Consider the following 26,281-nt stretch of genomic DNA (forward strand, 5'->3'; position numbering starts at 1 on the left):
AATGCGTCGAAAGCCTACCGCGCTGTTGCCGCCAGCAGTCTCCCCCCTTGAGCGCACGGATCAAGCTGTTAATTTGGCGTCAAATCCTATGAGGCACATGATGCGCGTTCTTTATACACTATTGTTTATGCTCGGCTTTTCCGGGACAGCCATGGCCAATTGCGAAGGCCCAAACCTGTTTGATCAACGGCCCGAGGCTGAACGCACAGCCATGCAGAATGCCGCCGCAGAGGCCCCCTTTTCCGAAGGTCTGCTCTGGCGGGTGGAGAAAGACGGTGTTGTCTCCCACATCATCGGCACCTTCCATCTGCACCTGCCCCGACATGCAGCCACCGTGACGCGCCTGCGCAGCCTCACCCCGCCACCCCAACAGCTCTTTATGGAGATGACATCCGAAGACCAGCTCGGCTTTCAACGCCATCTCACCCAGCACCCAGAGCTGTTTTTGATCGAAACGGGCCCCTCTCTGATTGACCGGCTGGGGCCAGAACACTGGACCGTGGTCGCTGAGCAACTCAAAGAGCGCGGCATGCCTCCTTTCATGGCCGCACGCTACCAACCGTGGTTTTTGGGCCTCACACTCATGGTGCCCCCCTGCGCCTTTGATATTGTAAAATCAGGCAAAAAAGGGCTCGATCTTCAGATTGAAGCACTTGCTCAAGAACGTGACCTGCCCCGCATGTCACTCGACACAACCGAACGCCTGATCAGCCTCTTGGCCAGCGATCCGATTGAGGCACAGGTGGATGATCTGCGCTGGTCTCTCACACTGGGCACCGACCTCTCAGCGCCAGAGATGATCCCAACCGTAATCGATATGTATCTCTCTGAAACCATTCAGCTTATCTGGGAGTTAAACCGGGCTGACATGCTCGCGGCCGCTAAGGGTGACACAGACGCGGAACGCATCGCTGACTTGCTCCAACAGGTTGAGAAAGACCTCATAGTCGCCCGGAACACCGACTGGGTCAAAGTGCTCGCACCGGCCTTGTCCGAAACCCCCTCGCTGATCGCATTTGGCGCGTTGCACCTGCCCGGCAAACACGGCGTCCTTTCACAGCTAAACGCCGCAGGCTTCACCATCACGCGTCTCGATCTCTAGGCCAAATTGCCGCCATTCAGCCTGCCCCCGTGACAAAGTCAGCGCGCCCTTTTATAAGGCGCGCAACTTCACAATTTTCCCCATTTCCTAAGGACCTCCAGACATGACCATTCAGGTTTTTGGCCACAAATCCCCAGACACCGATTCCACCGGCTCCCCGATCATCTGGGCGTGGTATCTCTCTGAAATCAAAAGCACCCCAGCCGAAGCAAAGCTGCTGGGCGAGCCCAACACCGAAGCCGCATGGCTGCTGAACCGCTGGGACCTTACCAAGCCTGAGATCATCGGCGACGTCGCAGATGACGCCGCCGTGGTGATTGTTGACACCAACAACCCGGCCGAGCTGCCCGCCAACATCAACGGCGCTGACGTTCAGGCGATCATCGACCACCACAAGCTGGTCGGCGGTCTGGAAACCAAAGGCCCGATCGACATCACCATCCGTCCCGTGGCCTGTACCGCGACCATCATGCACGATCTGATGGGCGACATCGAGATGCCAGACTGGATCAAAGGCACCATGCTGACCTGCATCCTGTCTGACACGCTGGAATTCCGCAGCCCAACCACCACCGATCACGACAAAGCCGTGGCCGAGAAACTGGCCGCCGATCTGGGCATCGACATCCCGTCTTATGCTGCTGAAATGTTTGCCGCAAAATCCGACGTGTCTTCTTTCTCCGACGCAGAACTACTGCGCATGGACTCCAAAGAATACGAAGTCGACGGCACCAAGTTCCGCGTCTCCGTTCTGGAAACCACCTCTCCTGCCATCGTGCTGGACCGCAAAGCTTCCTTGATGGAAAGCATGACCACCGTGGCCTCTGAAGATGGCGTGGATCAGGTTTTGCTCTTCGTAGTGGACATCCTGAACGAAGAAAGCACACTGCTGGTGCCAAACGATCTGGTGAAAACCGTTGCTGCGAAGTCCTTTGACGCAACCGCCGAAGGTGACAGCGTTGTGCTGCCGGGCGTTGTGAGCCGCAAAAAGCAGATCATTCCAAACCTCAAAGTCTGATCGCGCGCATATCTCAAAACGAAAGGCCGGTGTGTCCCTACACCGGCCTTTTTCTATGCCGCAACCAACCCGTAGGGCACCTCACCAATCATTTCGCCACAGCCCGCTCCGGCAACGCCCCCTCCGCCAGCCAGTCCCAAAGCTCGGCCCAAAGCGCCTCCCGGCCTTTGCGAAACGCGCCTTCATGGCCCAGCTTCTTGACGCCCAGCGCCGCGGGTGTGCGCAAAGCCAGATGCTTCTCTGCACGGGAATAATAGGACAGCGTGTCCTCAGAGGCGGCCCTCGTCGCTATCGGATCATCGCTCAAACACCAGGAGCACATCGGGGCGGTCACCTGATCGTAGTGATGCGGGTATTTGCCTGATACGAGATCCGGCAACAGATAGCTCCTCCGACAGCTCCACCGCCGCCACGTTCGGAATACCTTAGGCGGCAAAGCCTCTCCGCCCCAGATGCCGCCTGCGGGAATAAATCCATATCGCGCAAGGCAATAGCTGCCATAGCCCCACCACCAGAACAGCTCCAGCGGCCAATTCGCAGGCTTGTGCAGCCGCCAATATCCGCTACCCACCGCCACAAAAGCGTGCCGCACCGCCAGTGTATTGTTCTGCGCAAATCCGACAAACTGCCCGCCAACGCTATGGCCCAATGTGGTCAGTGGCAGCCCCTCCGCCTCCTGCGCCAACCAGCTTAGCGCCGCCGTCATATCCAACCGCCCCCAATCGGGATAGTCGATCTCAGAAGCCGCGAGATCTCCACCGCCGCTGTCGCCAATCCCACGAAAATCATAGGACAGAACCAGCGCGCCCCGCGCCGCAAGATAGGCCGCCGCATGACGATAAAACCTGCGCGGATATCCGGTGCCTGCCGAAATCAGGATCGCCACCTGCGGCGCAGCCCCTCGATAGAACGTGCCAGCCAGCGCCGTGCCATCCTCGGTGGTGAGTGGTACATCGTCGACGGCAACTTCACGCATATCCAACATCACGCTCGCTCCTCAGTAAAATCTACCTGTTCAATGATCTCTTCGGCATTCTCAGCCATATGGGTCAGAAAGCGCTCGATCACCTCCTGTTCGGCCGCGTCAAACGGTGTTAGCAGCAGCCCGTTGATGTGTTGAACCAAAGGCAACGTACGCTGCAGTAAGTCCTGCGCAGAGGGTTCAAGGTATACTCGCACCACGCGCCCATCAGCATCCTCACGCGCGCGGCGGACAAAACCGCGCTCCACCATACGGTCAATCAGCCCGCTGAGGCTCGATTTGCGCATCGAAAGTGTTTTGGCTAGGTCGGTCGCCGTTTGACCGTCCTCTTTGGACAAAAGCGCCAAGACACCATGTTGCGGCATCGACAGCCCAGCCATGGCTTGCGTCTTCCGCTCAGACGCCCGCGCCAGCGCCGCATAGGCTTTGTTGATCAGAAAAAACAGACGGGGTTGTCTGGCCATGTTTATTCGCATCCGAATTTGTTCGGGATAATTCGTATACGAACTATGTGCTTTGACAAGCTATCTTTACGGTGACGTAACGCCAATAAAAAAGGGCGAGAGAAAACCCCTCGCCCTTTCTGTGAATCAATTTGGGAGCCCTGGATCAGCTCCGGCTCAGATCGCTTACCGCAATCGGCTTGCCACCTCGAAGCACCACAACGCCGCAGGCTGGCACCGTCACATCCCCAAGAGTTTCTGCAAAGCCATTGTAGTTAATCACAAATTCCAGCTCCCCAAATCGGCGTTTGCGCAGGCCCTCCGGCACGAGGCTGACAGCGAAACCAGCCTTCTCAGCCGCCATAGCCACAAGCCGATCCCACAACGCATCATCAGGGAAGCTGCCGAGATACCAACGGTCCCCCTGCCCCATCAGCACCGGCGCGCCCGCTTCGGTTGCCAGCAACACTTCTGCTGCGCCGCTCAACCGCTCGTGCCAGTGATCGGCCATTCCGCCCCCCGCTACCGGCATCCCGGCATGGGGTGGCATGCTTTCAATCAGCTCAACGCGCACATCCAGCCCCGGCAACTCAGGGCGGCCACCCGCGGGTATAAAGAAGTCTTCGGTAATGGCCCCGGTGCGCGGCCCGTAAATGCCCAGCGCGCCTGCGGCGCTCACCGCCTCCACCAAGGCCGGATCCACCGTCGCCACCCCCGGCGCAAACACCGCTTTGTAGCCCGTAAAGTCACGACAAGAGGCACTTACGATATCCACCGACAGCCCCGCACGGCGCAGCCCGCGATAGGCCGAAAACACCAGTCGGAAATAGTCAAACCCGGCGCCCTGCGGCTGTGTGTGCCAGGCCCAATCCGAAGAATAATCAAACACCAGCGCCACCTCGGCCTGCTGTGTCTCTTGCGCGGGCAAAGCGGCCAAGATCTTGGCCACCGCACGCGCCTCATCCATACCCGGAGCCTCACGGCCATCGGGCGTTTGCAGCCCCGCGTGCATCTGCTCCTGCGCAAACGGTGCCTGCCGCCAGCGGAAGTAGCTCACCACCTCTGCCCCATGGGCAAAGGCCTCAAGCGACCACAGCGCCACCATCCCCGGCAAAGGCGCGGGATTGTATGGCGCCCAGTTCACAGGGCCCGGCTGCTGCTCCATGACCCACCAACGCCCCTTGCCCACCGCACGATAAAGATCGTGGTGGAAGGCCTGCATGTCCGGATCGCCTTGGCGCAGGAACCGCGCCTTGTGATCCTCTGACGCCTCCAATCGGTCTGACAGGAAGCCAATCGGATAGCTGTCCCAGCTCGCGATATCGAGGTCTGCGCCAACATCAAAGTGGTCAAATTCCAGGATGCGACCCATGTAGTTATGGATCAGCGGCGCATCGGTATGGGCGCGCAGGATATCGGTCTGCACCTTGTTAAACGCCACCACCTGATCAGAAGAAAACCGGCGGAAGGCCAGCACATGCGCAGGGTTCGGCTCGGTCACCGTGAGGTTGGGCAAGTCGATCTGATCAAAGGAGAAATACTCCATCGACCAGAAAATATTGCCCCAGGCCGCGTTCAGCGCCTCAACAGTGCCATAGCGCGCCTTGCACCAGGCTTGGAACGCGATTTTCGCGGGCTCTGAATAGCTGATGATCGTGTCATGACAGCCGTATTCATTGTCGGTCTGCCATGCGGCCACATGCGGGTTCTTCCCATAGCGCTCTGCAATGATCTTGGTGATCCGCGCGCTTTCCGCCTTAAACCCTTCATGACTGAAGCAGTAATGCCGACGCGAGCCAAACTTGCGCGGGTTGCCATTCTCATCAACCGCCAGCATGTCGGGATGCTTGTCGATCATCCAACGCGGCGGTGTGGCTGTTGGCGTGCCCAGCACAACCTTCAAGCCCGCACTGCCCAGCACGTCAATCGCGCGGTCCAACCACTCGAGCGTCAGCGTGCCCGCCACAGCCTCCATCCGGCTCCAGGCAAATTCGCCAATCCGCACCCAGGTGATGCCTGCTGCGATCATATCGGCGGCATCTTTCGCCCACATTTCCTCCGGCCAATGCTCCGGATAATAACAGACGCCAAGCTCTTGTTTCATAGGATCACCCGCGGTTCCGCGACGCCCTGACCGGCGTTTTCCTGAACAAATGTCATGCCATTCTCCGGCGCAGCTGCCAGCACATCTGCCGCCAGATCCTCCGCCGCTGTGGTGATATAGAGATCACGCAGCTCAGGCCCGCCAAAGGCCGGGCACGAGGCTTGCAGCGCACCCACCTCCACAGCTTTTACAAAGCGGCCCTCAGGATCATAGGCCGCCACACGCGACGCACCCCATTGCGCGATCCAGACGTTGCCTTCGGCATCCACCACCGCGCCATCCGGGTTCAAACCTTCCGCCTTCAGGTCAAGATACACCTCCGCCGCGCTCTGAGGCCAGCCGGTTTCCGGGTCCACGCTTTGGCGCCTCACCTGACCTGTCGGCGTATCGGTGTAATAGGCACAGGCCCTTGTCTGATCAAAACAGATCGCGTTGGAAATGGTGATATCGCCAACCACCTGACGCAGTTCCCCTTTGTAGAAGCGATAGATCGCGCCCGCCTTGGCCTCAGCAGATTTCCCCATGGTCCCGATCCAGAAGCCACCCCAGGGATCCGCGCGCCCATCGTTGGAGCGCGTCACCGGATTGTCCGCTTCCAGCGCGATCACATGTTCGCGCAGACCGGTTTCCAGATCCATCCGCCACAGCGCCGTCTCTGAGGCAACAATCAGCGTGTCCTCGTCAACCCAGCCTGCCGCAGAGAAATGCTCATCAAATTGCCATTCCTGCGTGACGCCCATGCGCTGGGTCAGCAGGCGCTTGCCTTTGATGTCAAACCAATAAAGCTGTTCCCGCACCGGATGCCAAAGTGGCCCTTCGCCCAGCTCACAGACCCGGTTGTCAAACACTGCACTCATGACATCGCCTCATCAAAAGCCGCCACAATCGCATCTGCCTTAGCCCGCACCTCAGCTGCGCTGTCGCCCGGCTTGTAAATCGCAGAACCGATGCCAAACCCGCTCGCGCCTGCCGCGACCCACTCTCCAAAGTTGTCCGGTCCCGCACCGCCCACAGCATAGACCGCGCGGTCTTTGGGCAGCACGGCGCGCATCGCCTTAAGGCCTGCTGGCCCCGCCATGTCACCGGGGAAAAGTTTTAGCCCTGTTGCGCCGGCCTTCAGCGCGGCAAAAGCTTCTGTCGGGGTGAACACGCCGGGCCAGCTTTCCATGCCAAGGCTTGCGGTATGAGCAATCACCTCCACATCGCAATTGGGCGAAACAATCAACTGCCCGCCAACCGCTTTCACCGCGTCCACCTGCGCCACCTCCAGCACCGTGCCCGCACCGACAAGCGCTTGATCGCCAATGGATTTCGCAAGCAATCCGATACTCTCCAGCGGCTCAGGCGAGTTCAGCGGTACCTCGATTTTATCAATACCCGCAGCAAGAATTTCACCTGCAATCGCTTCCACTTCGCCCGGGGTCACCCCGCGCAAGATCGCAATAATCGACCGGCTCATGTTGTTATCCCAAAAGGTTGCGCGCGGCGATCAGCCCCGCAAGTGTCATTTCCTGGCAATCCACCACAGAGACAAACCCGCCCTGCGCCTTCAGCGCCTCAGCGTAGATCCCCGAGAGCGCCGCATCGCCAATCACCGCGATCTGCTGCCCCAGCCAATAGGGGCGCGATGCCGCCAACTCCGCGCCCAGAAGCAGGCCGGAGAGGCGCGCACGGCCAACCGACGCGGGCGTCGCCTCCAGCAGGTCACTGGCCCGGATCGCAAACAGCTCAGTGGCAAGGTTTTCCGGGCGCGACAGCGTTACATCCATGCCTGCGCGAAAGGCGTCTTCGTCCCAGCCTTCGCCCACTGAATGCTGCAGCACCGATTGTTTGGACAGCAGCGCAAACAGCTCTCCGGTCATAAAGGTGCGGAAACTCACGACCTCGTCCGCGCTCACATGCACCCATTTCGTGTGGGTCCCCGGCAGGCACAGAACTCCGTCCCAGTTCTGATGGTTTGCTAGAAAACCTGCCACCTGTGTTTCTTCGCCGCGCATCACATCGGCGGGGCTCACCTGTTTCAGACCCGGCACCACATGCACCCGCAGGCGCGGATCTGTGTCTGGCACACGAATGATCTTTTCCGCCAAAGCGGGCGCAGGCACCGCGCTATAGGGGGCCTCGACCCAGCCCTGCCGCGCACCAACCATGCCACAGGCAATCACATCGGTCACGCCAGCGCCCTGCCAGTCACCAACCAGCGCCATCAGGGCCGGTTCAAACTCTGCCTTGCTGAGCTTGGACATGCCCTTTTCGGACTCGGCAGTGGCCAGCACCTTCTCGCCTGCCATGGCAAAGGCCCGCAACCGAGACGTGCCCCAATCCACCGCGATCCATTCTGCTTGCACGCTCATCACTTACCCCGAAACCACAACGCCGCCATCAACCGCCATACACTGACCGGTCATCATCCGGCTGGCATTGGAGGCGAGATACAGCGTCGGATCGATCATATCCTCGGGCTTCAAATGCTCTTTCAGGCACTGACGCTCCATATGCCCGGCCAGCGCCTCTGGATCAGCCCACATATCCAGCTGTTTCTGTGTCAGCACCCAACCCGGGGCCAGTGCATTTACGCGAATGCCTTTGGGGCCAAGTTCACGTGCCAACGCCCGTGTCATCCCGGTGATCGCTGCATTGGCACTGGCATAGATCGGATAACCCGCATTGCCCATGATATAGCTGATCGAGCTGAAATTGATGATAGAGCCACCCTCTGTCATCTGCCGCGCCGCTTCCTGACAGGCAAAGAAATAGGCCTTCTGGTTTACAGCCTGCATCCAGTCATAAAACTCTTCATCGACCTCATCGAGCGTGTGGCGGCGATCATTGGCGGCATTGTTGACCACAATGTCCAAACCACCATGTTCTCCGACCGCCTGTTGAATGGTCTCCTGCAGGCGTGGAATGTCAGAGATATCGCCCTGCATAAACAGCGGGGTCACCCCGTGTTTCGTTTCCATCTGAGCGATGAAATCATCCGCAGCAGAGCGCCCGATGATCGCAACCTTTGCGCCCTGCGCCATAAAGCCGTCAGTCAGAGCCGCGCCAATGCCGCTTGCGCCGCCGGTAATGTAAACAGATTTGCCTTTTAGGTCAGGAAAAATGGTGCCTGTCATCAGTGGCTCTCCCGTGTGACCAAACGCGTGTCTTTGCCAACGAGGAAGTCGAGATCCGCCCCTTTGTCCGCTTGCAACACGTGGTCATAATAAAGTTTCGCGTAGCCGCGTGTATAATGCTCAGGATCGGGTTGCCAGTCTGCGCGACGCGCTTCTAGCTCTGCCTCATCCACCAACAACTCCAGCACACCATTTTGTGCAGAAACCTTGATCCGATCACCGGTTTTCACCAGCGCCAGCGTGCCGCCTGCCTGCGCCTCGGGGCTCACATGCAGGATCACAGTTCCAAAAGCCGTGCCCGACATACGCGCATCAGACACGCGGATCATATCGCGCACGCCCTCTTTCACCAGTTTGCCAGGGATTGGCATGTTGCCCACTTCCGGCATCCCCGGATAGCCTTTCGGGCCACAGCCTTTCAGAACCAGAATGGTGTCGGGCGTCACCGGCAGATCAGGTCGATCAATGTTGGCCTTAAGGTCTTCGATGTTCTCAAACACAAAGGCCTCACCCTCATGTTCCAAAAGCGCATCCGTGGCCGCAGAGGGCTTCACAATCGCCCCATTGGGCGCAAGGTTGCCCCGCAACACGCGCAGACCCGCAGCAGGTTTGACCGGGTTGTCCAATGGGCGGATCACGTCGTCATTATAGATCTCGGCACCGTCATGATAGGTGGCGATATCTTTGCCCAGCACAGTGTTGGCCGGACGCACGTGCTCCTTCAGCTGGCTAAGCACGGCAGGCACGCCGCCCGCGTAGCAGAAATCTTCCATCAGGTATTTGCCCGACGGCATACAGTTTACAAGCAGCGGGATTTCAGAGCCGATCTCAAAATCTTTCAGCGTCAGATCCACACCCACGCGGCCCGCGAGCGCCAGCAAATGCACCACAGCGTTGGTGGATCCACCGACGGCTGCATTGGCCAGAATGGCGTTTTCAAAGGCTTCTTTTGTAAGGATGTCCGACGGTTTCAGATCTTCATCCACCATCTCGACAATGCGCTTACCCGTCAGATGCGCCAGCGCCATCCGGCGCGCATCCACCGCAGGCAGCGCTGCATTGGTGGGCAACGACATACCCATGGCTTCCACAAGGGACGCCATGGTTGAGGCCGTGCCCATGGTCATGCACACGCCCGCGCTGCGGCTCATCCCGCTTTCCGCGTTCATGAAATCCTGCAGGGTCATCTCGCCCGCGCGCACTTCCTCAGAAAACTTCCAGACATCCGTGCCAGAGCCAATATCCTTGCCTTTGAACTTGCCGTTCAGCATCGGACCAGAGCTCACAACGATGGTCGGCAAATCCACCGACGCCGCCCCCATCAACTGTCCCGGCGTGGTCTTGTCACAGCCCCCCAACAGCACAACACCGTCAATGCCGTAGGCGCGGATGCTTTCCTCCACGTCCATCGCCAGCAGATTGCGAAACAGCATCGCGGTGGGTTTCATCTGGGTTTCCCCCAGCGACATCACCGGGAATTCGACAGGAAAGCCACCGGCCTCCCAGACGCCGCGTTTCACGCCTTCTGCCAGCGTGCGCAGGCCAGAGTTACAAGGCGTCAGCTCCGACCAAGTGTTACAGATCCCGATGATCGGCCGCCCGTCAAAGGCATGATCGGGAAACCCCTGGTTCTTCATCCAGCTGCGGTGAATGAACCCGTCCTTGTCTAGCTTGCCATACCAATGCTGGGAACGACGTTTCTTGGTCATACTCGTTTTCCTTCAATCACCCACATCTGATCCGGGAAAGACCAGGGCAGGATTAGGCCATGTTGCATGAGGAACTGGCCGCTCAATGTCAGCGGGCCGTCCTTTATCGGCAGTGCGCGACGGGACAAATGATGCGCCTCATCGCGATTGATAAGTTCAATTTCGTAGTGCGCGTCTGGCTCTAGTGCGGTCAGGCGCAATGGGCGCGGCACGCTCTGGCGCCCGGTCTCTGCCTTACCGGCAAACATCACAAAGCGCGTCTTATCCCGTGCCAGTTGCAGCTCGGCAATCACACTTGGATCGGCTGCATCAAGGCGCAGAATATCGGCTTCCATGCGCCAGTCGCGATTGGCTTTCCACCATGCGGTCACGCGGGTCAGAACGGCGGCTTCTTCCTCTGTCAGCTCACGGGGATCCATCTCAAACCCCATGTGCCGCTGCGCCGCCACCCAGGCACGGAAGTGGATGTCATGCACCCGCCCCGATGTGTGGCAGTGGCGCGGGCCCACATGGCTGCCCGCAATCGCCGCTGGCAGCATCAGCGCGCCATCGTGTTGAATACGCAGGCGCTCACGCGCGTCATTGCTGTCGCTCAGCCAGACCCGCTGCGTGTGCTGCAAAATCCCTGCATCAATCCGACCACCACCAGAGGAACAGCTTTCGATCTCCACGTGAGGGAAAGCTGCGCGCAACGCGCCCAACAGCGCATAGATCCCATCAGCCTGCGCCGCATCTGCCACCGGCAACAGACGGTTGTGATCCCACTTGATATAGTCAATGTCGTGGCTCTCAAGGAGCGCGCTGATCTTGCCAAACAGATGGGCGCGCACCTCTTCATTGGCGAGATCCAGCACCCGCTGTTGGCGCCCCTCGATCTGATCCGCAGGCCCCAAAATCCACTCCGGGTGCGCCCGCGCCAGATCACTGTCGAGGTTGACCATCTCCGGTTCAAACCACAGCCCAAAAACCATGCCCAGCGCCTGAGCATGGTCAATCAGCGGGGTCAGCCCGTCTGGCCACTTGCGCGGATCAATATCCCAATCTCCAAGGCTCGACGTGTCGTCATCACGTTTGCCAAACCAACCGTCATCCAGCACAAAGCGCTCCGCGCCCAGCGCGGCGGCACGGTCTGCGATTTCCTTCAGCACATCCACATTGTGATCGAAGTACACGGCTTCCCAGCAATTGTAGTGCACCGGACGCGGGCGCTCTGGGTGTGGCCAGGTGACAACCTCATCGCGCAAGTGTCGCTGAAACGCCACCGCGCAGCCATTCAAACCCGTCTCTGACACTGCAAAATAGAGCTTCCCGGTTTCAAACCGCCGGCCGGCCCGCTGTGTCCCGGTGGCATGGCCCCACTGGATCTGACGCCGTCCATCGGGCAATTCTTCGGCATACATCACATGCCCGCCAGACCAGCCATAGTGCATGGCAAAAACTTGGCCTTGCGTGTTCGTGGCCCCCGCCTCTGGGAAATAGGCAATGGGGGGATGCTCATGTCCTGAGCGCCCAGTGCGCGCATCTCGCATCACGATACCGGCGCACCATGGGCTGCGTTCCATCTGAAACTCGCCCACCCAGCGGCCAGAGAAGTGCAATATCTCCGCCCCCATCTGCGGCCCCGGCAGCACAGGCGCCGCCAAATGATGCAGGGTGATCTCCTCCTTTGCGATCAGTGATGTCGATGCGGCAATCACGCCGCCTTCAACAGCAAACTGAAACGTCAGCGTCAGCCCGGTCTCTGCATCTTCACACACAAACCGCACCCCATCCGCTTCACTCAGCTTGAAACGCGGATACAGCGCTGCCCCGTCGCGGTAAGCCACCAGCCCGGCCTGCCCCTGAAAACTGTTGCCCGCCTCCGGGCACAGCGACAGATCCGGCAACCGATCAATCATCCCGCCGGTCACATCCCGCTCAGTGGCGGCGGCGCAGGCCGCTAGATCTGCCCCGGCAGGCAAAGGTGCCCCCCAATAGAGCGCGCCGGGCACGCCCCCATCAGAGGCCAGAACCAAAGTCTGACCCGGCGCATCAATGCGCCAGGTTTGCAAAGCTTGCGTCACTTCACAGCTCCCAGTGTGAGACCGGCAATGAAGTGCCGTTGCATCAGAAAGAACATCGCCACAGGGGGCAATGCCGCCACAATCGAGCCTGCGCTCATCAGGTGATACGCCGCGCGATACTGCGCGTTAAACGAGGTGATCCCTGCGGTGACAGGCTGGCTCTCCGCCCCCTGCGTCAGGACCACTGCCCAGAAGTAGTCGTTCCAGATAAACGTGAAGATCAGCACTGACAGCGCCGCCAGCGCCGGTTTCATCAGCGGCAGAACCACATACCAAAAGATACGCCATTCGCTTACGCCTTCTACACGTGCCGCCTCAATCAACTCAAACGGCAGCGCCCGGATGAAGTTGCGCATGAACAGCGTGCAAAACCCCGTCTGGAATGCCACATGGAACAGCACGAGACCGGTCTTGGTGTTGTAGAGCCCCATCTCCAGCGTCAGGTCGCGCACTGGCACCATCAGAATCTGAAACGGTACAAAGTTCCCCGCGACAAACATGAAGAAGATCCAGAGGTTCGCCCGGAATTTATAGATCCCCAGCGCAAAACCCGTCATCGCGCTCAACGCCACGGCGCCAATCACCGTTGGAATGGTGATCAGGAAAGAGTTCAGCAGATAGCGTGGCATGTCAGAGTCAAAGAAGACCCGGCCATAGTTCGCCGCCCCTTCAAAGCTAGACGGCAGCCCCCAATAGTTGCCAGAGGTGAAATCCGCATCCGGCTTGATGGAGAACAGCGCCACCGCCAGCAGTGGTGCCAACCAGAACAAAAGCGCAATCGGCAGCATGGTTTTGTAGGCCAGCTGTGCGGCCTGTGGCTGTTTTTCGATCGGTTGTGGAAACATCTCAGTGCCCCTTCTCTTCGCGATACATCGACCACAGGAAGTAGGTGATAAAGCAGAGCATGATCAGGAACAGCACCACAGCAATCGCCGCGCCATAGCCCATGCGGAAGCCGTATTCCGACAGCGCCACTTCGAACATGTAGTACGCCAGCACGCGCGAGCTGCCAAAGGGGCCGCCCTGCGTCATGATGGAAATCAGGTCAAACGAACGCAGCGCACCGATGATCGTCACCACGAAAGCAATAAACGTCGCCGGGCGCAGTTGTGGCAGAATGATATGCCAGAGCATTTTCCAGCCCTTTGCCCCATCCAGACGTCCTGCCTCGATCTGTTCCGGGTCCACCGCGTTCAGGCCGGTGAGATAAAGGATCATGCAATAAGCCGTCTGCGGCCAAAGGCCCGCCGCGACGATGCCATAGGTCACCAGATCTTCGTTGCCAAGCACGTTGATTGGCCCCATGCCAACCCAACCCAGCATTGTGTTCAACAGGCCGAAGTTCGGATCGTAAAACCAGCTGAACACCAGACCAACCACCACTTGGCTGATTACAAAAGGAAAGAAGAACAGCGACTTATAAACGCGGATGCCCGCAACCGTCTGGTTCAGGAACAGCGCAATGAACAGGCCGGCAGGAATGGCAAGCAGGTAGAGAAACAGCCACAGCACGTTGTTTTTCAACGACACGAAAAAGGCGTCTCGATCTACGTATTCCCAATAAAGGTCTTCATAGTTGCGAAAGCCCACATAGGTCTTTTCGCCCAGCCCGTCCCATTCATAAAGCGACAGGTTGAAAGATTGGAAAACCGGCGCGATCACATAGACCGCAAAAAACAACATGCCCGGCGCCAGGAAAATCCAGGGCGCGATGCGCTGTTGATTGCGGTGGAACCAGCTTTCGGTTTCAGGAATTTCAGAAGAAACGGTCATAACATAACCCGCGGTTTGAGGGCTGAGAGGCGGAGAAATCCCCCGCCTCTCTTTCTAAAAAGTGGTCAGGTGGCAAGGGTGCCAACCCAACCCCTTGATCTTATTTGTAGATACGACCGCGTGCGCGCTCGAGTTTCGCAAGGATCTTGTCCAACTGATCTGGCTTCACCATGAACTCCTGGAACCCTTCCATGGAAACTTTGGCCATTTCAGCAGGCGCGTCACGATCCCAGAACTGCGCCACACCACCGGTGGAATTGGTGGACAGCATCTCAAAGCCCTGCTGCAGGAACTTGTCATCATCCACGCTGGAGCCTGCGTTCACAGGCAGCTGGCCAAGGTTTTTGCCATTGTTGATGATGGTCTGCTCATCCGCAGAAGTCGCAAAGCGCAGGAACTCACGTGCCGCCTCTTTGTTCTTTGCGTTTGCAGGGATGTGGAAGGTGTCTGTTGGCGCATCTTCAGACAGCGCGACATCCGGGTTGATCTTCACAAACTGGTAGAAATCCAGCTGATCATCAGACAGACCGGCCTCGCGCAGCGGTGCCACCGCGAAGTTGCCCATCAGATAGGCCGCAGCTTCCCCGTTCACCATGAACGGCAGCGCTTCCTGCCAGCTGTAGGTCTGGTGGTCCTTGATGAACGCGCCCATGTCCACGAGCTCTTTCCAGTTCATGAAGGTCTGCTTCACGCGCTCGTCTTCCCAAGACACGTTGCCAGCCGCCAGATCCATGTGGAAATCAAAGCCGTTGGTGCGCATGTTCAGATAGTCAAACCAGCCGCCAGCGGTCCACAGGTATTTGGTGCCGATGGTGTAGCAGGCGCGGCCAGACTCAACGATCTTGGCGCAGTTTGCCTTCTCTTCATCCCAGGTGGTTGGCTCAGAAAGGCCCAGCTCATCAAAGATGTCTTTGCGGTAGTAAACACCCCATTGGTAGTAGGTGTAGGCCACGCCCCACTGCTTGTCATCAATGGTCAAAGCGCCTTTGGTGGAGGCCAAACCTTCTGCGATGGCTGGCTCTGCATAAAGATCGGATACATCTTCAAACAGGCCCGCTTCTACGTAGGGGCGCATACGGTTGGCAGCATACCAGGTGGCAACGTCCGGCGCGTTCGCGGTCAGGAAGTTGCGGATCTGGGTTTTGTAGGCTTCACGATCAATCACGGTGGTTTCGATGTTCAGGTCGGGGTGCTTCTCACCGAACCGTGCAATCATCGCTTCCATCGTGGCGCGTGGCGCCGGGTTTGACGTGTCCAAGAAAATAGTCAGGTCGCCAGAAAGCTCTGCGGACGCTGGTACGGCAAAAGCCGACGCGAGCGCAGCCGCTGCGGCGGTGGTTTTCATTTTGGAAAGCATTGTGTCCTCCCTGTGCTCCAAAATTATGTAAGTTTTAGTTCCATTATTTGAAACCGTGTTTTACATATTGAAAACTACACACAGTCTCGGCTAGATTGTCAACAGATTCCTGCCCACCAGCAGGAAAGTGGAGGAGAACAACAGTTCATGGCAGGCGACGGAACAGTCGGCAAAGCACTGGACGTGCTGGATCAAGTGGCCGCATTTGAGCGGCCTGTGCGCTTTGGGGAGCTGCAAGAGCAAAGCATCTACCCAAAGGCAACGCTCTATCGCTTCCTACAGACCCTAACCAATCAGGGCATGCTGGCCTATGACAGTGATCGACAGACCTATTCGCTGGGCATCCGCCTTGTGCGCCTCGCCCATGCGGCCTGGACACAAAGCTCTCTCGCGCCCATCGCGCGCCCGCATCTGGACGCGCTGTCACAGGCGTCTGGGGAAACCGTGCATTTGGCGCAACTCGATGCCTCTCAGGTGCTCTATGTCGATAAACGCAACGCACGCGACCCAGTGGCCATGTATTCGCAGGCTGGTAAAGTCGGCCCGGCTTACTGCACCGGCGTCGGCAAGGCGATGATGGCCTTTCTGGATGAAGAGACGCTGACGGCCACGATCGCCCAGCAGAGCTTTCATCGCTTCACCCCAACAACTTTGGTCACAGCCGAAGAGCTGCGCGCAGAGCTCGATAACATCCGCGCGCGTGGCTATGGCTTTGACCGTGAAGAGCATGAACCCGGCATCGTCTGCGTGGCCGTGCCGGTTCTATCCCCCAATGGACGCATGCTGGGGGCGCTCTCCGTCACCGGCCCGACCAGCCGAATCTCTCTTGAGCAACTAGAAACATGGGCGCCCCGCGTGATGGACACTGCCGCCCAAATTGGCCGGGAAGCCCAGGCTTGGCGCTTCCCCGAAACCAGACAGCAAAAGGTAGCGACCACATGACAGGCGTAACTCTGCAAGGAGCCATCAAACGGTATGGCGAAACCCAAGTGATCCACGGCGTGGATCTGCAGATTGAAGATGGCGAATTCTGCGTCTTCGTTGGCCCCTCTGGCTGCGGCAAATCCACCCTGCTGCGCATGATCGCTGGTCTGGAAGAGACCACAGAAGGCACCATCAACATCGGCACCCGGGACGTGACCCATATGGACCCCGCCAAACGCGGCGTCGCCATGGTGTTTCAGACCTACGCGCTTTACCCGCATATGACCGTGGCAGAAAACATGGGTTTCGGGCTGCGCATGAACGGGCATCCCAAGGCCGAAATCGAGGAGAAAGTGCAAAAAGCCTCCTCGATTCTCAAACTCGACCAATACCTCAAGCGCAAACCAAAGGCGCTTTCGGGTGGCCAACGCCAGCGTGTCGCGATTGGCCGTGCCATTGTGCGCGGGCCGGAAGTGTTCCTGTTTGACGAACCGCTTTCCAACCTCGATGCAGAGCTGCGCGTCGACATGCGTGTGGAAATCGCCCGCCTGCATCAGGAAATCGGTGCCACCATGATCTATGTGACCCACGATCAGGTCGAAGCCATGACCATGGCCGACAAAATCGTGGTACTGCGCGATGGCCGCATTGAACAGGTCGGCGCGCCTCTGGATCTCTACCGCGATCCCGACAACCGCTTTGTCGCAGGCTTTATCGGCTCCCCGTCGATGAACTTCCTTGAGTGTGATGTTGTGGATGGCAAACTGACCAACCCGGCGTTCGTGGCTCCCATCACCTCCCCCATCGCCCTGCCCGCCGGTCAAACCAAAGTGACATTGGGCATTCGCCCAGAGCATCTGGAACTCGACCACAATGCAGACCAGCTCACCATTGAGCTGACAGAGGCACTTGGCGGCGTGTCTTATTGCTACCTCGGCGGCATCGGCGACACCCGCCTGATCGTCGAAGAACGCGGCGACCACCGCAGCTCAGAGCGCGAAAAGGTCGGCCTGACGATCCCATCCGAGCGGATCTATCTGTTTGATCCAGACACCGGCGCCCGCATCCGCTGAGAGGCACTTAGAAGGCAGAAGCGTGGTTGATCGCGACGACGCCTAACAGTGATCTGGCACAATATTGCTACGCGCTCTGAGCGATGTTCTCTTCAGAGCGCGTATTGCGAAGAAGCAACCGGCAGTGGCAAATTCAGGACCTTGGCCACCATTTCTCCTTGGCGTGACACATCCATTTTATCAAAGGCAATTTTAAGATATTGGCGCGCGCTCGCTTCTGTTATGCCCGCGTTTTTTGCGGCATCTTGCAGAGACAAACCGCCCGAAATCATCGTTACTAGCCGTGCTTGACTGGCGGTCAACCCAAACGCCTTGCACAGGACTTCTTGCCGCGTTTCCATGGGCCGTTCTGAATCTCGGATGGTCAATATCGCCAGTGGTTCACTTTTCCCAGCCCATCCCCCGTGCGTGAGTTCACCCAGAAGCGGAGAGACATAAAGCTGCAAGGGAACCATACTTTTGTTGCGCACAATCGAAACCGCTTGACCGGAAACTGCATTTCGGTTCCGAGCCTGTGAAATGACAAAATCAATGGCTGCGGACAGATGTCGTTCATTCGCTTTGCTCGACAAAAGCACTCCATCAACCACGAACAATCCGTCTAGATCCCGAAGGATGTCCTGAGCCGTCGCATTGCTGAACATAATACGAGACGAACTGCCAACAACGATCACGCCGATCGCCATGTTATCAAGCGTATTTGCGGCAACATTCTTTTCAAAATCGATCGAGCCGATATCCCGCTGTAAAATAATCGCCCGGTTTAGATGGGGGATAAGTTCACTCAGCAAGCCGCAATCTGACCTTTCAAACCGACTTTGTGACTTGTTTCTCAACGCAAGGAAATATGAGAGCGAACGTGTGTCTTCAATGAGATTTACGCCCAGTGAATACTCGACGCCGCCCGGTTCCAGAATTTCTTGATAGACTTGAGTGCCATGCAGTTCTTCATCGCTTAAGTGCATCCTGCAATGTACAGGTTCAAACGGGTTCTGCGCAAAATAGGGCAGTCGGGGATCCGTTGGCATTAACTCATCATATCGGCGGTAGTGGCTGTCACTCCATTCGTAGCCATAGAGTCGGCTAAAGGAGAGCCTATGATTGCCTAGGTCATGGTGGCCAATTTGTGCCCCCTGAGCCTCAAAAAGTCCTGCGGCGGATTGCAAGAATGCAGACCATTTTGCCGGATCGCACGCAGCTTCGTATAGAGCGTCCACAGTCTTCAACACTTGACGCAGTCGCTCGCTGGTCGGTTGGCTGTTCAAAATCCCAAGCTCCATAAAATGGTGTCCGGTTTACCCTCAGGCAACGTCGAAGCAGATTCGAAATCTCGTCATTGAAATATAGCATTTATTTGCGCTGCAAGTTCACATTTGGGAACTGCCAGCCTTCAATTTCAGAGGTACGGTCGCCCACAGCTTCAACGAAAGATTGCGTTTATTGAGTTCCCCGTAATGGATTTTTTACAGACCAGCTTCGAGACCATGCTGACCTACCCCAGCCTTCTACAGATGATCGGTGTCGTGGGTTTTTTGACCTACGTGATCGGTTTTGGCTTGGTCCAGAATGAGAAAGTGTGCGGCAACGGCATAGTTTACCCTGCCTCCAAGGTCTTTGCTGCAATATGCGTGTTGATCAGCCTCGTTGGCGCATTCAACCTCGCATCATGCCTGATTCAGCTGAGCTACATTGTTATCGGTCTCTACGGCATAGTAATACGCCATAAAAAAAACAGACTGGACAACCCGGCAAAAACTGAAGCGAAGCACGCTACAGTGCCTGAAAACATCGTCTTGTTGACCGAAACTTCAAGCCAGACCCTACCAGAGAAAGAACTGGGTCGGTGTGGTTAGTGGGGCACTCTCAGCATGCTGCTGAAAGCCAGCCAAGTGTCTTGCGATGACTCTAAGATCCCCCACAGAGCGTGTGATCCAAACCCTATGCTTCGAGGCCGGAGGCGTTGCTCTGGTTGCCCCGGCATATGCTTACCTGACTGGCACCTCCATGGCAGGCGGGCTTGCAACAATTGCACTCCTATCGATTGTGATCCTAGTCTGGGCACCCGTTTTCAATACGCTTTTTGACTATGTCGAACGGAAGTGTGTCGGGCGTCTGGCGAGCGATAGACCATTGGGCGCGCGCATTCTCCACGCGACCCTTCATGAAACAAGCTCAATTCTAATCACCTGCCCGTTGCTTATCTGGACCGGGGGATACTCATTGACGTCAGCACTTTTCATCAATGTCAGTCTGACAATCGCATACGTGGTCTATACTTTTACTTTCCACATATTTTATGACCGCTGGCGTCCTGTTCACCCCTCCACCGACTTTGCACGTGATCTTTGAAATGTCCTGCGATCGGCACGCACGGATCTATATGCTTAGCCCAGGCACCCACGCGCGCATCCGCTGAGCGAGGTTGGGATAAGACACCGCAGCGCCCAGCTATTAGCGTCATTAAAGCGCCGCGAGCGCGCGGCACACCACCTGCACCGATGCGTCAACTGGGCCACTGGAATCGATGCGGCAGGTAAGTTTGTTTTGCGAGGCAATCCAGCGCTCATGCATCTCAATGTTGCGGCCATGAAATGCAGGATCATCATAGCCCTTGGCCCATTCAATGAAATCGCAATGGATCTGATACATATCTCCACCTTCTTTGATGCGCGCCCCAAACCGGCCGGCTTCCCGCGCGACGAGGCGTTGGATCCGCACCTCCGCTGCAAGGGTTGTGAACACCAGTAGGTCAGCCTGAGCAATCAACGCCTCGCCCCAGCCGTTGCAGGACCCCGAAAGAACCCAGCCAACGCCCCCCATCGCCTCCTTCATCAGGCGCACTCGCTCCTGCGGCGGGTTCTTCACTGAAAAAGGCGGATCAACGGGTGCCCAGTAGTGATCATCCGCATCCACATGGGTCAATCCTGTGGCTTCCGCAACATTCTGCGCCAGCGTACTGGACCCACTGCCGGAGGCTCCAAAAATGTATACTTTTAGGTGTTTGTAAGATGTCTTCATATCTGAGTGACCCCGAAAAAATCAACAGATGCAACCAATTGGCACGAAAGGCAGGCGCGCTCTTTAGGGGAAAGCGCTCAGCATAAAGACACCAAATCGTCAGTTGATCCCTAGAATAAATCTCGGGCTCAAAAGGTCTCTAGACCCGCCCAACTCACTCCGAAATCACCCAGTCATCCGCATAGGCCAGCTCACCAATCGCCATCCAGGACATGCGCACGCGGGCAATACGGCTGTCGCCCCAGGTGCGGAACACAAGCTGAAACCCAAGATTGGTGATCTCTTCCGCCACCACCTCTGAGCGGATGTTTGGCCCGCTGTCCATGTCCCACAACGAAAGCGACACATGCACCGCAGGCGGCACGCGGTATTTGGAGCGAAATTTGATCAGCTTGCGGCGCTCACGCGCGCCATCGCCGGTCCACATCTGGCCGTTGTCTTCAAACTCGGAAAAGAGGACCTCGTCCCCCTGATCCACACCGACATAGCTGTTGCGTATTCTCTTCATCGTGTTCTGTGTGCAGTTCAATCAAGGCATCATCAAGCCAAAATATGGTTACAAAAACGCAAAAGGCCCCGCCGTGATGGCGAGGCCTCCAACCAGTCTATCCGCTTGGGATCAGACCATATCTTCCAGAAGATGCTCCAGATCGGAGAGGAACTTCTCCGCGCCGTCCTTGTGCTCTTCGCCCGCTTCCGCAGCCGCCTTGCGAGCGTCAGCAATGACGTCCTCAAGATCCGCTTTGGTCACGGTTTCACCGCTATGTGCGTGCTCCGCGATCACCGAGATCGACTCTGCAGAGATTTCCGCGAAACCGCGGGTCACCACAAAATCCTTCTCGCCATCCGCCGTCTGAACCCGCACCACGCCGGGGCGCAGTGAAGTCAGCAGAGGCGCATGGCCTGGCATTGCGGTGAGGTCACCATCAGCGCCAGGGATCTGCACGGCGGTCGCCTGAAGCGAAGCAAGGCTCCGCTCAGGGCTGACCAGGTCAAATTGCATCTCGTTTGCCATGTCGGGCCTCCTTAGGCCGCTTCAGCAGCCATCTTCTCGGCTTTAGCAATCACTTCGTCGATGCCGCCAACCATGTAGAAGGCGCCCTCTGGGAGGTGATCGTATTCGCCAGCCACAACGGCTTTGAACGACGCGATAGTGTCTTCCAGCTGAACCTGAACACCGTCAGAGCCGGTGAAGACTTTCGCCACGTCGAACGGCTGAGAGAGGAAACGCTGGATCTTACGCGCACGCGCAACAGTCAGCTTATCTTCTTCGCTCAGTTCGTCCATGCCGAGGATGGCGATGATGTCTTGCAGCGACTTGTAGCGCTGAAGGATCTGCTGAACGTCAGAAGCAACCGCATAGTGCTCTTCACCCACAACGGACGGATCCATCAGACGGGAAGAGGAGTCCAGCGGGTCCACAGCTGGGTAGATACCCAGTTCGGAAATCGCACGGGACAGAACGGTGGTTGCGTCCAAGTGGGCAAAGGTGGTTGCCGGTGCAGGGTCGGTAAGGTCGTCCGCTGGAACGTAAACCGCCTGAATCGAGGTGATCGAACCGGATTTGGTGGAGGTGATGCGTTCCTGCATCGCGCCCATATCGGTTGCCAGAGTTGGCTGGTAACCCACAGCAGACGGGATACGGCCGAGAAGCGCGGACACCTCAGAACCTGCCTGTGTAAAGCGGAAGATGTTGTCCACGAAGAACAGAACGTCGGTACCGGATTGGTCACGGAACTGTTCCGCCAGGGTCAGACCGGTCAGAGCAACACGGGCACGCGCACCGGGAGGCTCGTTCATCTGGCCGTAAACCAGAGCCACTTGGGACTCTTCGAGGTTGTCTGGCTTAATAACGTTGGATTCGATCATCTCGTGGTACAGGTCGTTCCCTTCACGGGTCCGCTCACCAACACCCGCGAACACCGAGTAGCCGGAGTGCACTTTTGCGATGTTGTTGATCAGTTCCATGATCAGAACGGTTTTGCCCACACCAGCGCCGCCGAACAGACCAATCTTACCACCTTTGGAGTAAGGCGCGAGAAGGTCGATCACTTTGATGCCGGTCACGAGGATTTCGGACTCGGTGGCCTGCTCAGCGAACTCTGGTGCTGGCTGGTGGATGGCGCGAGTTTCTTTCGCTTCCACTGGGCCGCCTTCGTCAACCGGCTCACCGATCACGTTCAGAATACGACCGAGGGTCGCGTTGCCAACCGGGATAGAGATCGGAGCGCCAGTATCTTCTACGACTGCGCCACGAACCAAACCTTCGGTTGCGTCCATTGCGATGGTACGAACGGTGTTTTCACCAAGGTGCTGGGCAACTTCCAGAACCAGTTTCTTACCATTGTTTTCGGTGTTCAGTGCGTTCAGGATCTCCGGCAGAGAGTCGTCGAACTGCACGTCGACAACAGCGCCGATGACCTGGGTCACCTTACCTTTTGCGTTTGCCATGTTTCGTCTCCGGTTCTTAGAGCGCTTCCGCGCCCGAGATGATTTCAATTAGCTCGTTGGTGATCACAGCCTGACGTGAGCGGTTATACTCGATGGTCAGCTTGTCGATCATGTCGCCTGCGTTGCGGGTTGCGTTGTCCATTGCGGACATCCGCGCACCCTGCTCAGAGGCACCGTTTTCCAGCAGTGCAGCGAAAATCTGTGTGGCCACGCCGCGCGGCAGCAGGTCAGCCAGAATGGCCTCTTCGCTGGGCTCGTAGTCATACAGGGTTGCTGCGCCACCTTCCTCAGCCTCAAACGCGGCCGGGATGATCTGCTGTTCGGTCGGGATCTGGCTCACGACGTTCACGAACTTCGCATAGAAGATCGTTGCGACATCAAAATCGCCCGCGTCAAAGCGCACGAGAATGTCACGGGCAATGCCCTGAGCGTCGTCGTAGCCCACGCGTTTCACCTCGGTGAGGTCCACGTGGCCTACAAAGTCATCACCCAATTCGCGTTTGATCGCGTCACGGCCCTTCTTGCCAACAGTCAGAACCTTGACGGTTTTGCCTGCAGCTTTCAGTTCCGCAGCTTTCGCACGCGCCAACTTAGCAATGTTTGCGTTGAAGCCACCGCAGAGGCCGCGTTCAGCGGTCATCACCACCAGAAGATGGGTCTGATCGCTGCCAGTCCCTGCAAGCAGCTTAGGTGCAGAGTCAGAGCCGCCAACCGAGGCCGCGAGACCACCCAGAACGGCGTTAAACCGTTCTGTGTAAGGACGCGACTGCTCAGCAGCTTCCTGCGCGCGGCGAAGTTTCGCCGCGGCAACCATCTGCATGGCTTTTGTGATCTTCCGAGTGTTTTTCACACTCTCGATCCGGTTTTTTAGGTCCTTCAGACTAGGCATTGTCCGAACCCCTTATGAAAAGTCAGCGGCGAACGCGTCCAGAACGGCTTTCACTTTGTCAGCGGCCTCGCCTTTGATCTTCGGATCTTCGTCGGTGATCCACTGAAGCAGGTCGGCGTGCTTGCTGCGCAGGAAGGTCAGCATGGCTTCTTCAAAGCGGCCAACGTCAGACACTGCCACTTTGTCGAGGTAGCCGTTCACACCCGCGAAGATCACACAGACGATTTCTGCGTTGGTCAGCGGAGAGTACTGAGGCTGCTTCATCAGCTCGGTCAGACGCGCACCACGGTTCAGCAGCTGCTGAGTTGCGGCGTCAAGGTCGGAACCAAACTGAGCAAAGGCTGCCATCTCACGATACTGCGCGAGGGACAGTTTCACCGGACCAGCAACCGAGGACATCGCGGATGTCTGCGCGGAGGAGCCCACACGGGAAACCGACAGACCGGTGTTCACAGCTGGACGGATACCTTGGTAGAACAGTTCTGTTTCCAGGAAGATCTGACCGTCGGTGATGGAGATCACGTTGGTTGGAATAAACGCGGAAACGTCGCCACCTTGGGTTTCGATGATCGGCAGCGCGGTCAGCGAGCCTGCACCGAAGTCTTCGTTCAGCTTCGCGGAACGCTCAAGCAGACGGGAGTGGAGGTAGAAAACGTCACCAGGATACGCTTCACGTCCGGGTGGACGACGCAGCAGCAGGGACATCTGACGATAAGCAACAGCCTGCTTGGACAGGTCATCATAGATGATCAGCGCGTGCTTGCCGTTGTCACGGAAGTACTCGGCCATCGCGGTTGCGGCATAAGGTGCCAGGAACTGCATTGGTGCCGGGTCAGACGCGGTCGCGGCCACAACGATGGAGTATTCAATCGCGCCGGTTTCTTCCAGCTTCTTCACCAGCTGCGCAACGGTGGAGCGCTTCTGGCCAACCGCGACGTATACGCAGTACAGCTTCTTGCTCTCATCGTCGCCTGCGGCGTCGTTGTAGGATTTCTGGTTCAGGATCGCGTCCAGAGCAACGGCAGTTTTACCGGTCTGACGGTCACCAATGATCAGCTCACGCTGGCCACGGCCGATTGGGATCATCGCGTCAACGGACTTCAGGCCAGTCGCCATTGGTTCGTGAACAGATTTACGCGGGATGATGCCCGGCGCTTTCACGTCTGCCACACCACGGGTGGAGGACTCGATTGGGCCCTTGCCGTCCAGCGGGTTGCCCAGACCGTCTACAACGCGGCCCAGCAGGCCTTCTCCGGTTGGAACGTCCACGATGGAGTTGGTGCGCTTAACAGTGTCACCTTCTTTGATGTCACGGTCAGAACCGAAGATAACGACACCCACGTTGTCATTTTCCAGGTTCAGCGCCATGCCCTGAATACCACCTGGGAATTCAACCATCTCACCAGCTTGAACGTTGTCCAGGCCGTAGACGCGCGCAATACCGTCGCCGACGGAAAGCACACGGCCGACTTCGGCCACTTCGGCCTCTTGGCCAAAGTTTTTGATCTGCTCCTTAAGGATCGCAGAGATTTCGGCTGCTTGGATACCCATTATCCGACCTCTTTCATTGCATTCTGTAGGGATGCGAGCTTGGAGCGGATCGAGGTATCGATCATCTTCGAGCCCACTTTAACAACAAGACCGCCAACGAGGCTTTCGTCGACAGTCGCATCAATCTTGACATCTTTACCAACGCGCGCGGCCAGGGTCTTGGCCAGCTTTTCGCTTTGGGTTTTGGTCAGTGCTTTGGCCGTGGTCACCTCTGCGGTCACCTCGCCTTTGTGATCCGCAAGCATCGCTTGCAGATGCGCAATCAGTTGCGGCAGCACGAACAGACGGCGTTTCTGTGCCATCAGGCCCAGCACGTTTACCAGAACTTCCTGAACACCGATTTTCTGGGCGACTGCTGTGATTGCTGCACCTTGGTCTTCGCGGCTGACCAAAGGGGAATTGATCAGATCGCGCAGGTCGGCGCTGTCGGCCAATGCCGCGCTCAGGCCGTCGAGGCTGCTTTCCAATTCGCTCAGCGCGTTGTTCTCTTGTGCGATCTCAAAGACCGCGGCGGCATAGCGCTCGGCGATGCCGGAGGAGATCGAAGCTGGTTCGGACACGTCCACCCTTCCGCTTGCTGGCCTCCCTTCCAGCATACAAATGTATGCAAGAAGCGAGGGCGTTACTTAACCCCGAAACTAACGGGGCGTTAAAATCCGTCGAGGGTGTAGCAGAGGTGCGGCGACCTAGCAACATTTTTGCTAG

General features: G+C 57.6%; 26 protein-coding genes. 6 read left to right on the forward strand and 20 right to left on the reverse strand.

Features of this window, described 5'->3' with window-relative positions:
• Positions 1-100 precede the first annotated feature (100 nt).
• Both PJL69_RS10300 and PJL69_RS10305 read left to right on the forward strand, forming a co-directional pair.
• Positions 101-1,102 (forward strand): TraB/GumN family protein, encoded by a 1,002-nt coding sequence (locus PJL69_RS10300; protein WP_271309574.1) that lies wholly within the window; start codon positions 101-103, stop codon positions 1,100-1,102.
• A 103-nt stretch (positions 1,103-1,205) separates the two neighbouring features.
• A complete protein-coding gene (locus tag PJL69_RS10305; RefSeq protein ID WP_271309575.1) occupies positions 1,206-2,120 on the forward strand; it encodes a manganese-dependent inorganic pyrophosphatase in 915 nt (304 codons plus the stop codon).
• Positions 2,121-2,208: 88 nt separating this feature from the next.
• Here PJL69_RS10305 and PJL69_RS10310 read toward each other — a convergent pair whose 3' ends face one another.
• The 12 genes from PJL69_RS10310 to PJL69_RS10365 all read right to left on the reverse strand — a co-directional run bounded on the left by PJL69_RS10310 (position 2,209) and on the right by PJL69_RS10365 (position 15,670).
• The gene (locus tag PJL69_RS10310) at positions 2,209-3,105 is read right to left on the reverse strand and encodes an alpha/beta hydrolase family protein (RefSeq protein ID WP_271309576.1); all 897 of its coding nucleotides are present in this window, start codon (positions 3,103-3,105) and stop codon (positions 2,209-2,211) included.
• Positions 3,105-3,566, reverse strand: coding sequence for a MarR family winged helix-turn-helix transcriptional regulator (locus tag PJL69_RS10315; protein WP_271309577.1), 462 nt, complete (start codon positions 3,564-3,566; stop codon positions 3,105-3,107). Before PJL69_RS10315 ends, PJL69_RS10310 begins: the two co-directional genes overlap by 1 nt.
• 145 nt (positions 3,567-3,711) lie before the next feature.
• Positions 3,712-5,649: a beta-galactosidase gene (locus PJL69_RS10320; protein ID WP_271309578.1), complete on the reverse strand. Its 1,938-nt coding sequence runs from the start codon at positions 5,647-5,649 to the stop codon at positions 3,712-3,714.
• On the reverse strand, positions 5,646-6,506 hold the full coding sequence (locus PJL69_RS10325) for an SMP-30/gluconolactonase/LRE family protein (protein ID WP_271309579.1): 861 nt from the start codon (positions 6,504-6,506) through the stop codon (positions 5,646-5,648). Before PJL69_RS10325 ends, PJL69_RS10320 begins: the two co-directional genes overlap by 4 nt.
• Positions 6,503-7,108: a 2-dehydro-3-deoxy-6-phosphogalactonate aldolase gene (locus PJL69_RS10330; RefSeq protein ID WP_271309580.1), complete on the reverse strand. Its 606-nt coding sequence runs from the start codon at positions 7,106-7,108 to the stop codon at positions 6,503-6,505. Before PJL69_RS10330 ends, PJL69_RS10325 begins: the two co-directional genes overlap by 4 nt.
• Before the next feature lie 4 nt (positions 7,109-7,112).
• Entirely contained in the window at positions 7,113-8,003 is an 891-nt protein-coding gene (locus PJL69_RS10335) for a 2-dehydro-3-deoxygalactonokinase (protein WP_271309581.1), read from the reverse strand.
• A gap of 3 nt (positions 8,004-8,006) precedes the next feature.
• Positions 8,007-8,768: an SDR family NAD(P)-dependent oxidoreductase gene (locus tag PJL69_RS10340; RefSeq protein ID WP_271309582.1), complete on the reverse strand. Its 762-nt coding sequence runs from the start codon at positions 8,766-8,768 to the stop codon at positions 8,007-8,009.
• Positions 8,768-10,477 (reverse strand): IlvD/Edd family dehydratase, encoded by a 1,710-nt coding sequence (locus PJL69_RS10345; protein WP_271309583.1) that lies wholly within the window; start codon positions 10,475-10,477, stop codon positions 8,768-8,770. Before PJL69_RS10345 ends, PJL69_RS10340 begins: the two co-directional genes overlap by 1 nt.
• The gene (locus PJL69_RS10350) at positions 10,474-12,540 is read right to left on the reverse strand and encodes an alpha-galactosidase (RefSeq protein WP_271309584.1); all 2,067 of its coding nucleotides are present in this window, start codon (positions 12,538-12,540) and stop codon (positions 10,474-10,476) included. The genes PJL69_RS10345 and PJL69_RS10350 overlap by 4 nt, the downstream gene beginning before the upstream one ends.
• Positions 12,537-13,385, reverse strand: a complete 849-nt coding sequence (locus PJL69_RS10355; RefSeq protein ID WP_209098849.1) for a carbohydrate ABC transporter permease — start codon at positions 13,383-13,385, stop codon at positions 12,537-12,539. Before PJL69_RS10355 ends, PJL69_RS10350 begins: the two co-directional genes overlap by 4 nt.
• A gap of 1 nt (position 13,386) precedes the next feature.
• On the reverse strand, positions 13,387-14,313 hold the full coding sequence (locus PJL69_RS10360) for a carbohydrate ABC transporter permease (protein WP_209098851.1): 927 nt from the start codon (positions 14,311-14,313) through the stop codon (positions 13,387-13,389).
• A 100-nt stretch (positions 14,314-14,413) separates the two neighbouring features.
• Positions 14,414-15,670, reverse strand: coding sequence for an ABC transporter substrate-binding protein (locus PJL69_RS10365; RefSeq protein ID WP_271309585.1), 1,257 nt, complete (start codon positions 15,668-15,670; stop codon positions 14,414-14,416).
• A gap of 147 nt (positions 15,671-15,817) precedes the next feature.
• On the opposite strand from PJL69_RS10365, the gene PJL69_RS10370 reads away from it, so the two are divergent.
• Complete coding sequence (locus PJL69_RS10370) at positions 15,818-16,612, forward strand: IclR family transcriptional regulator (RefSeq protein WP_209098855.1); 795 nt, start codon at positions 15,818-15,820, stop codon at positions 16,610-16,612.
• Positions 16,609-17,667 carry an ABC transporter ATP-binding protein gene (locus tag PJL69_RS10375; protein ID WP_271309586.1) on the forward strand — a complete coding sequence of 353 codons (1,059 nt, stop codon included), beginning with the start codon at positions 16,609-16,611 and terminating at the stop codon, positions 17,665-17,667. The genes PJL69_RS10370 and PJL69_RS10375 overlap by 4 nt, the downstream gene beginning before the upstream one ends.
• 92 nt (positions 17,668-17,759) lie before the next feature.
• Here PJL69_RS10375 and PJL69_RS10380 read toward each other — a convergent pair whose 3' ends face one another.
• Positions 17,760-18,947, reverse strand: a complete 1,188-nt coding sequence (locus PJL69_RS10380) for a helix-turn-helix transcriptional regulator (protein ID WP_271309587.1) — start codon at positions 18,945-18,947, stop codon at positions 17,760-17,762.
• 174 nt (positions 18,948-19,121) lie between these two features.
• Between PJL69_RS10380 and PJL69_RS10385 the strand changes: the two genes are divergently transcribed.
• Both PJL69_RS10385 and PJL69_RS20340 read left to right on the forward strand, forming a co-directional pair.
• Positions 19,122-19,520, forward strand: coding sequence for a CBU_0592 family membrane protein (locus PJL69_RS10385; protein WP_271309588.1), 399 nt, complete (start codon positions 19,122-19,124; stop codon positions 19,518-19,520).
• Between the two features lie 46 nt (positions 19,521-19,566).
• On the forward strand, positions 19,567-20,016 hold the full coding sequence (locus PJL69_RS20340; RefSeq protein ID WP_441347474.1) for a PACE efflux transporter: 450 nt from the start codon (positions 19,567-19,569) through the stop codon (positions 20,014-20,016).
• Positions 20,017-20,127: 111 nt separating this feature from the next.
• On the opposite strand, the gene PJL69_RS10390 is transcribed toward PJL69_RS20340, so the two are convergent.
• From PJL69_RS10390 to PJL69_RS10420, 7 genes are all read right to left on the reverse strand, one after another.
• Positions 20,128-20,685: an adenylate kinase gene (locus tag PJL69_RS10390; RefSeq protein ID WP_271309589.1), complete on the reverse strand. Its 558-nt coding sequence runs from the start codon at positions 20,683-20,685 to the stop codon at positions 20,128-20,130.
• A gap of 154 nt (positions 20,686-20,839) precedes the next feature.
• Positions 20,840-21,193, reverse strand: coding sequence for an H-type lectin domain-containing protein (locus PJL69_RS10395; protein ID WP_271309590.1), 354 nt, complete (start codon positions 21,191-21,193; stop codon positions 20,840-20,842).
• Positions 21,194-21,304: 111 nt separating this feature from the next.
• Positions 21,305-21,700: a F0F1 ATP synthase subunit epsilon gene (locus PJL69_RS10400; RefSeq protein ID WP_209098861.1), complete on the reverse strand. Its 396-nt coding sequence runs from the start codon at positions 21,698-21,700 to the stop codon at positions 21,305-21,307.
• Between the two features lie 11 nt (positions 21,701-21,711).
• Entirely contained in the window at positions 21,712-23,136 is a 1,425-nt protein-coding gene (atpD, locus tag PJL69_RS10405) for a F0F1 ATP synthase subunit beta (RefSeq protein ID WP_209098863.1), read from the reverse strand.
• 16 nt (positions 23,137-23,152) lie between these two features.
• Positions 23,153-24,025: a F0F1 ATP synthase subunit gamma gene (locus PJL69_RS10410; RefSeq protein WP_271309591.1), complete on the reverse strand. Its 873-nt coding sequence runs from the start codon at positions 24,023-24,025 to the stop codon at positions 23,153-23,155.
• 12 nt (positions 24,026-24,037) lie between these two features.
• Positions 24,038-25,576, reverse strand: coding sequence for a F0F1 ATP synthase subunit alpha (gene atpA, locus PJL69_RS10415; protein ID WP_209098867.1), 1,539 nt, complete (start codon positions 25,574-25,576; stop codon positions 24,038-24,040).
• Positions 25,576-26,136, reverse strand: a complete 561-nt coding sequence (locus PJL69_RS10420) for a F0F1 ATP synthase subunit delta (protein WP_271309592.1) — start codon at positions 26,134-26,136, stop codon at positions 25,576-25,578. Before PJL69_RS10420 ends, atpA begins: the two co-directional genes overlap by 1 nt.
• Positions 26,137-26,281: the final 145 nt, after the last annotated feature.

Source organism: Shimia sp. MMG029, from assembly GCF_027947445.1.
Taxonomy (GTDB): domain Bacteria; phylum Pseudomonadota; class Alphaproteobacteria; order Rhodobacterales; family Rhodobacteraceae; genus Shimia.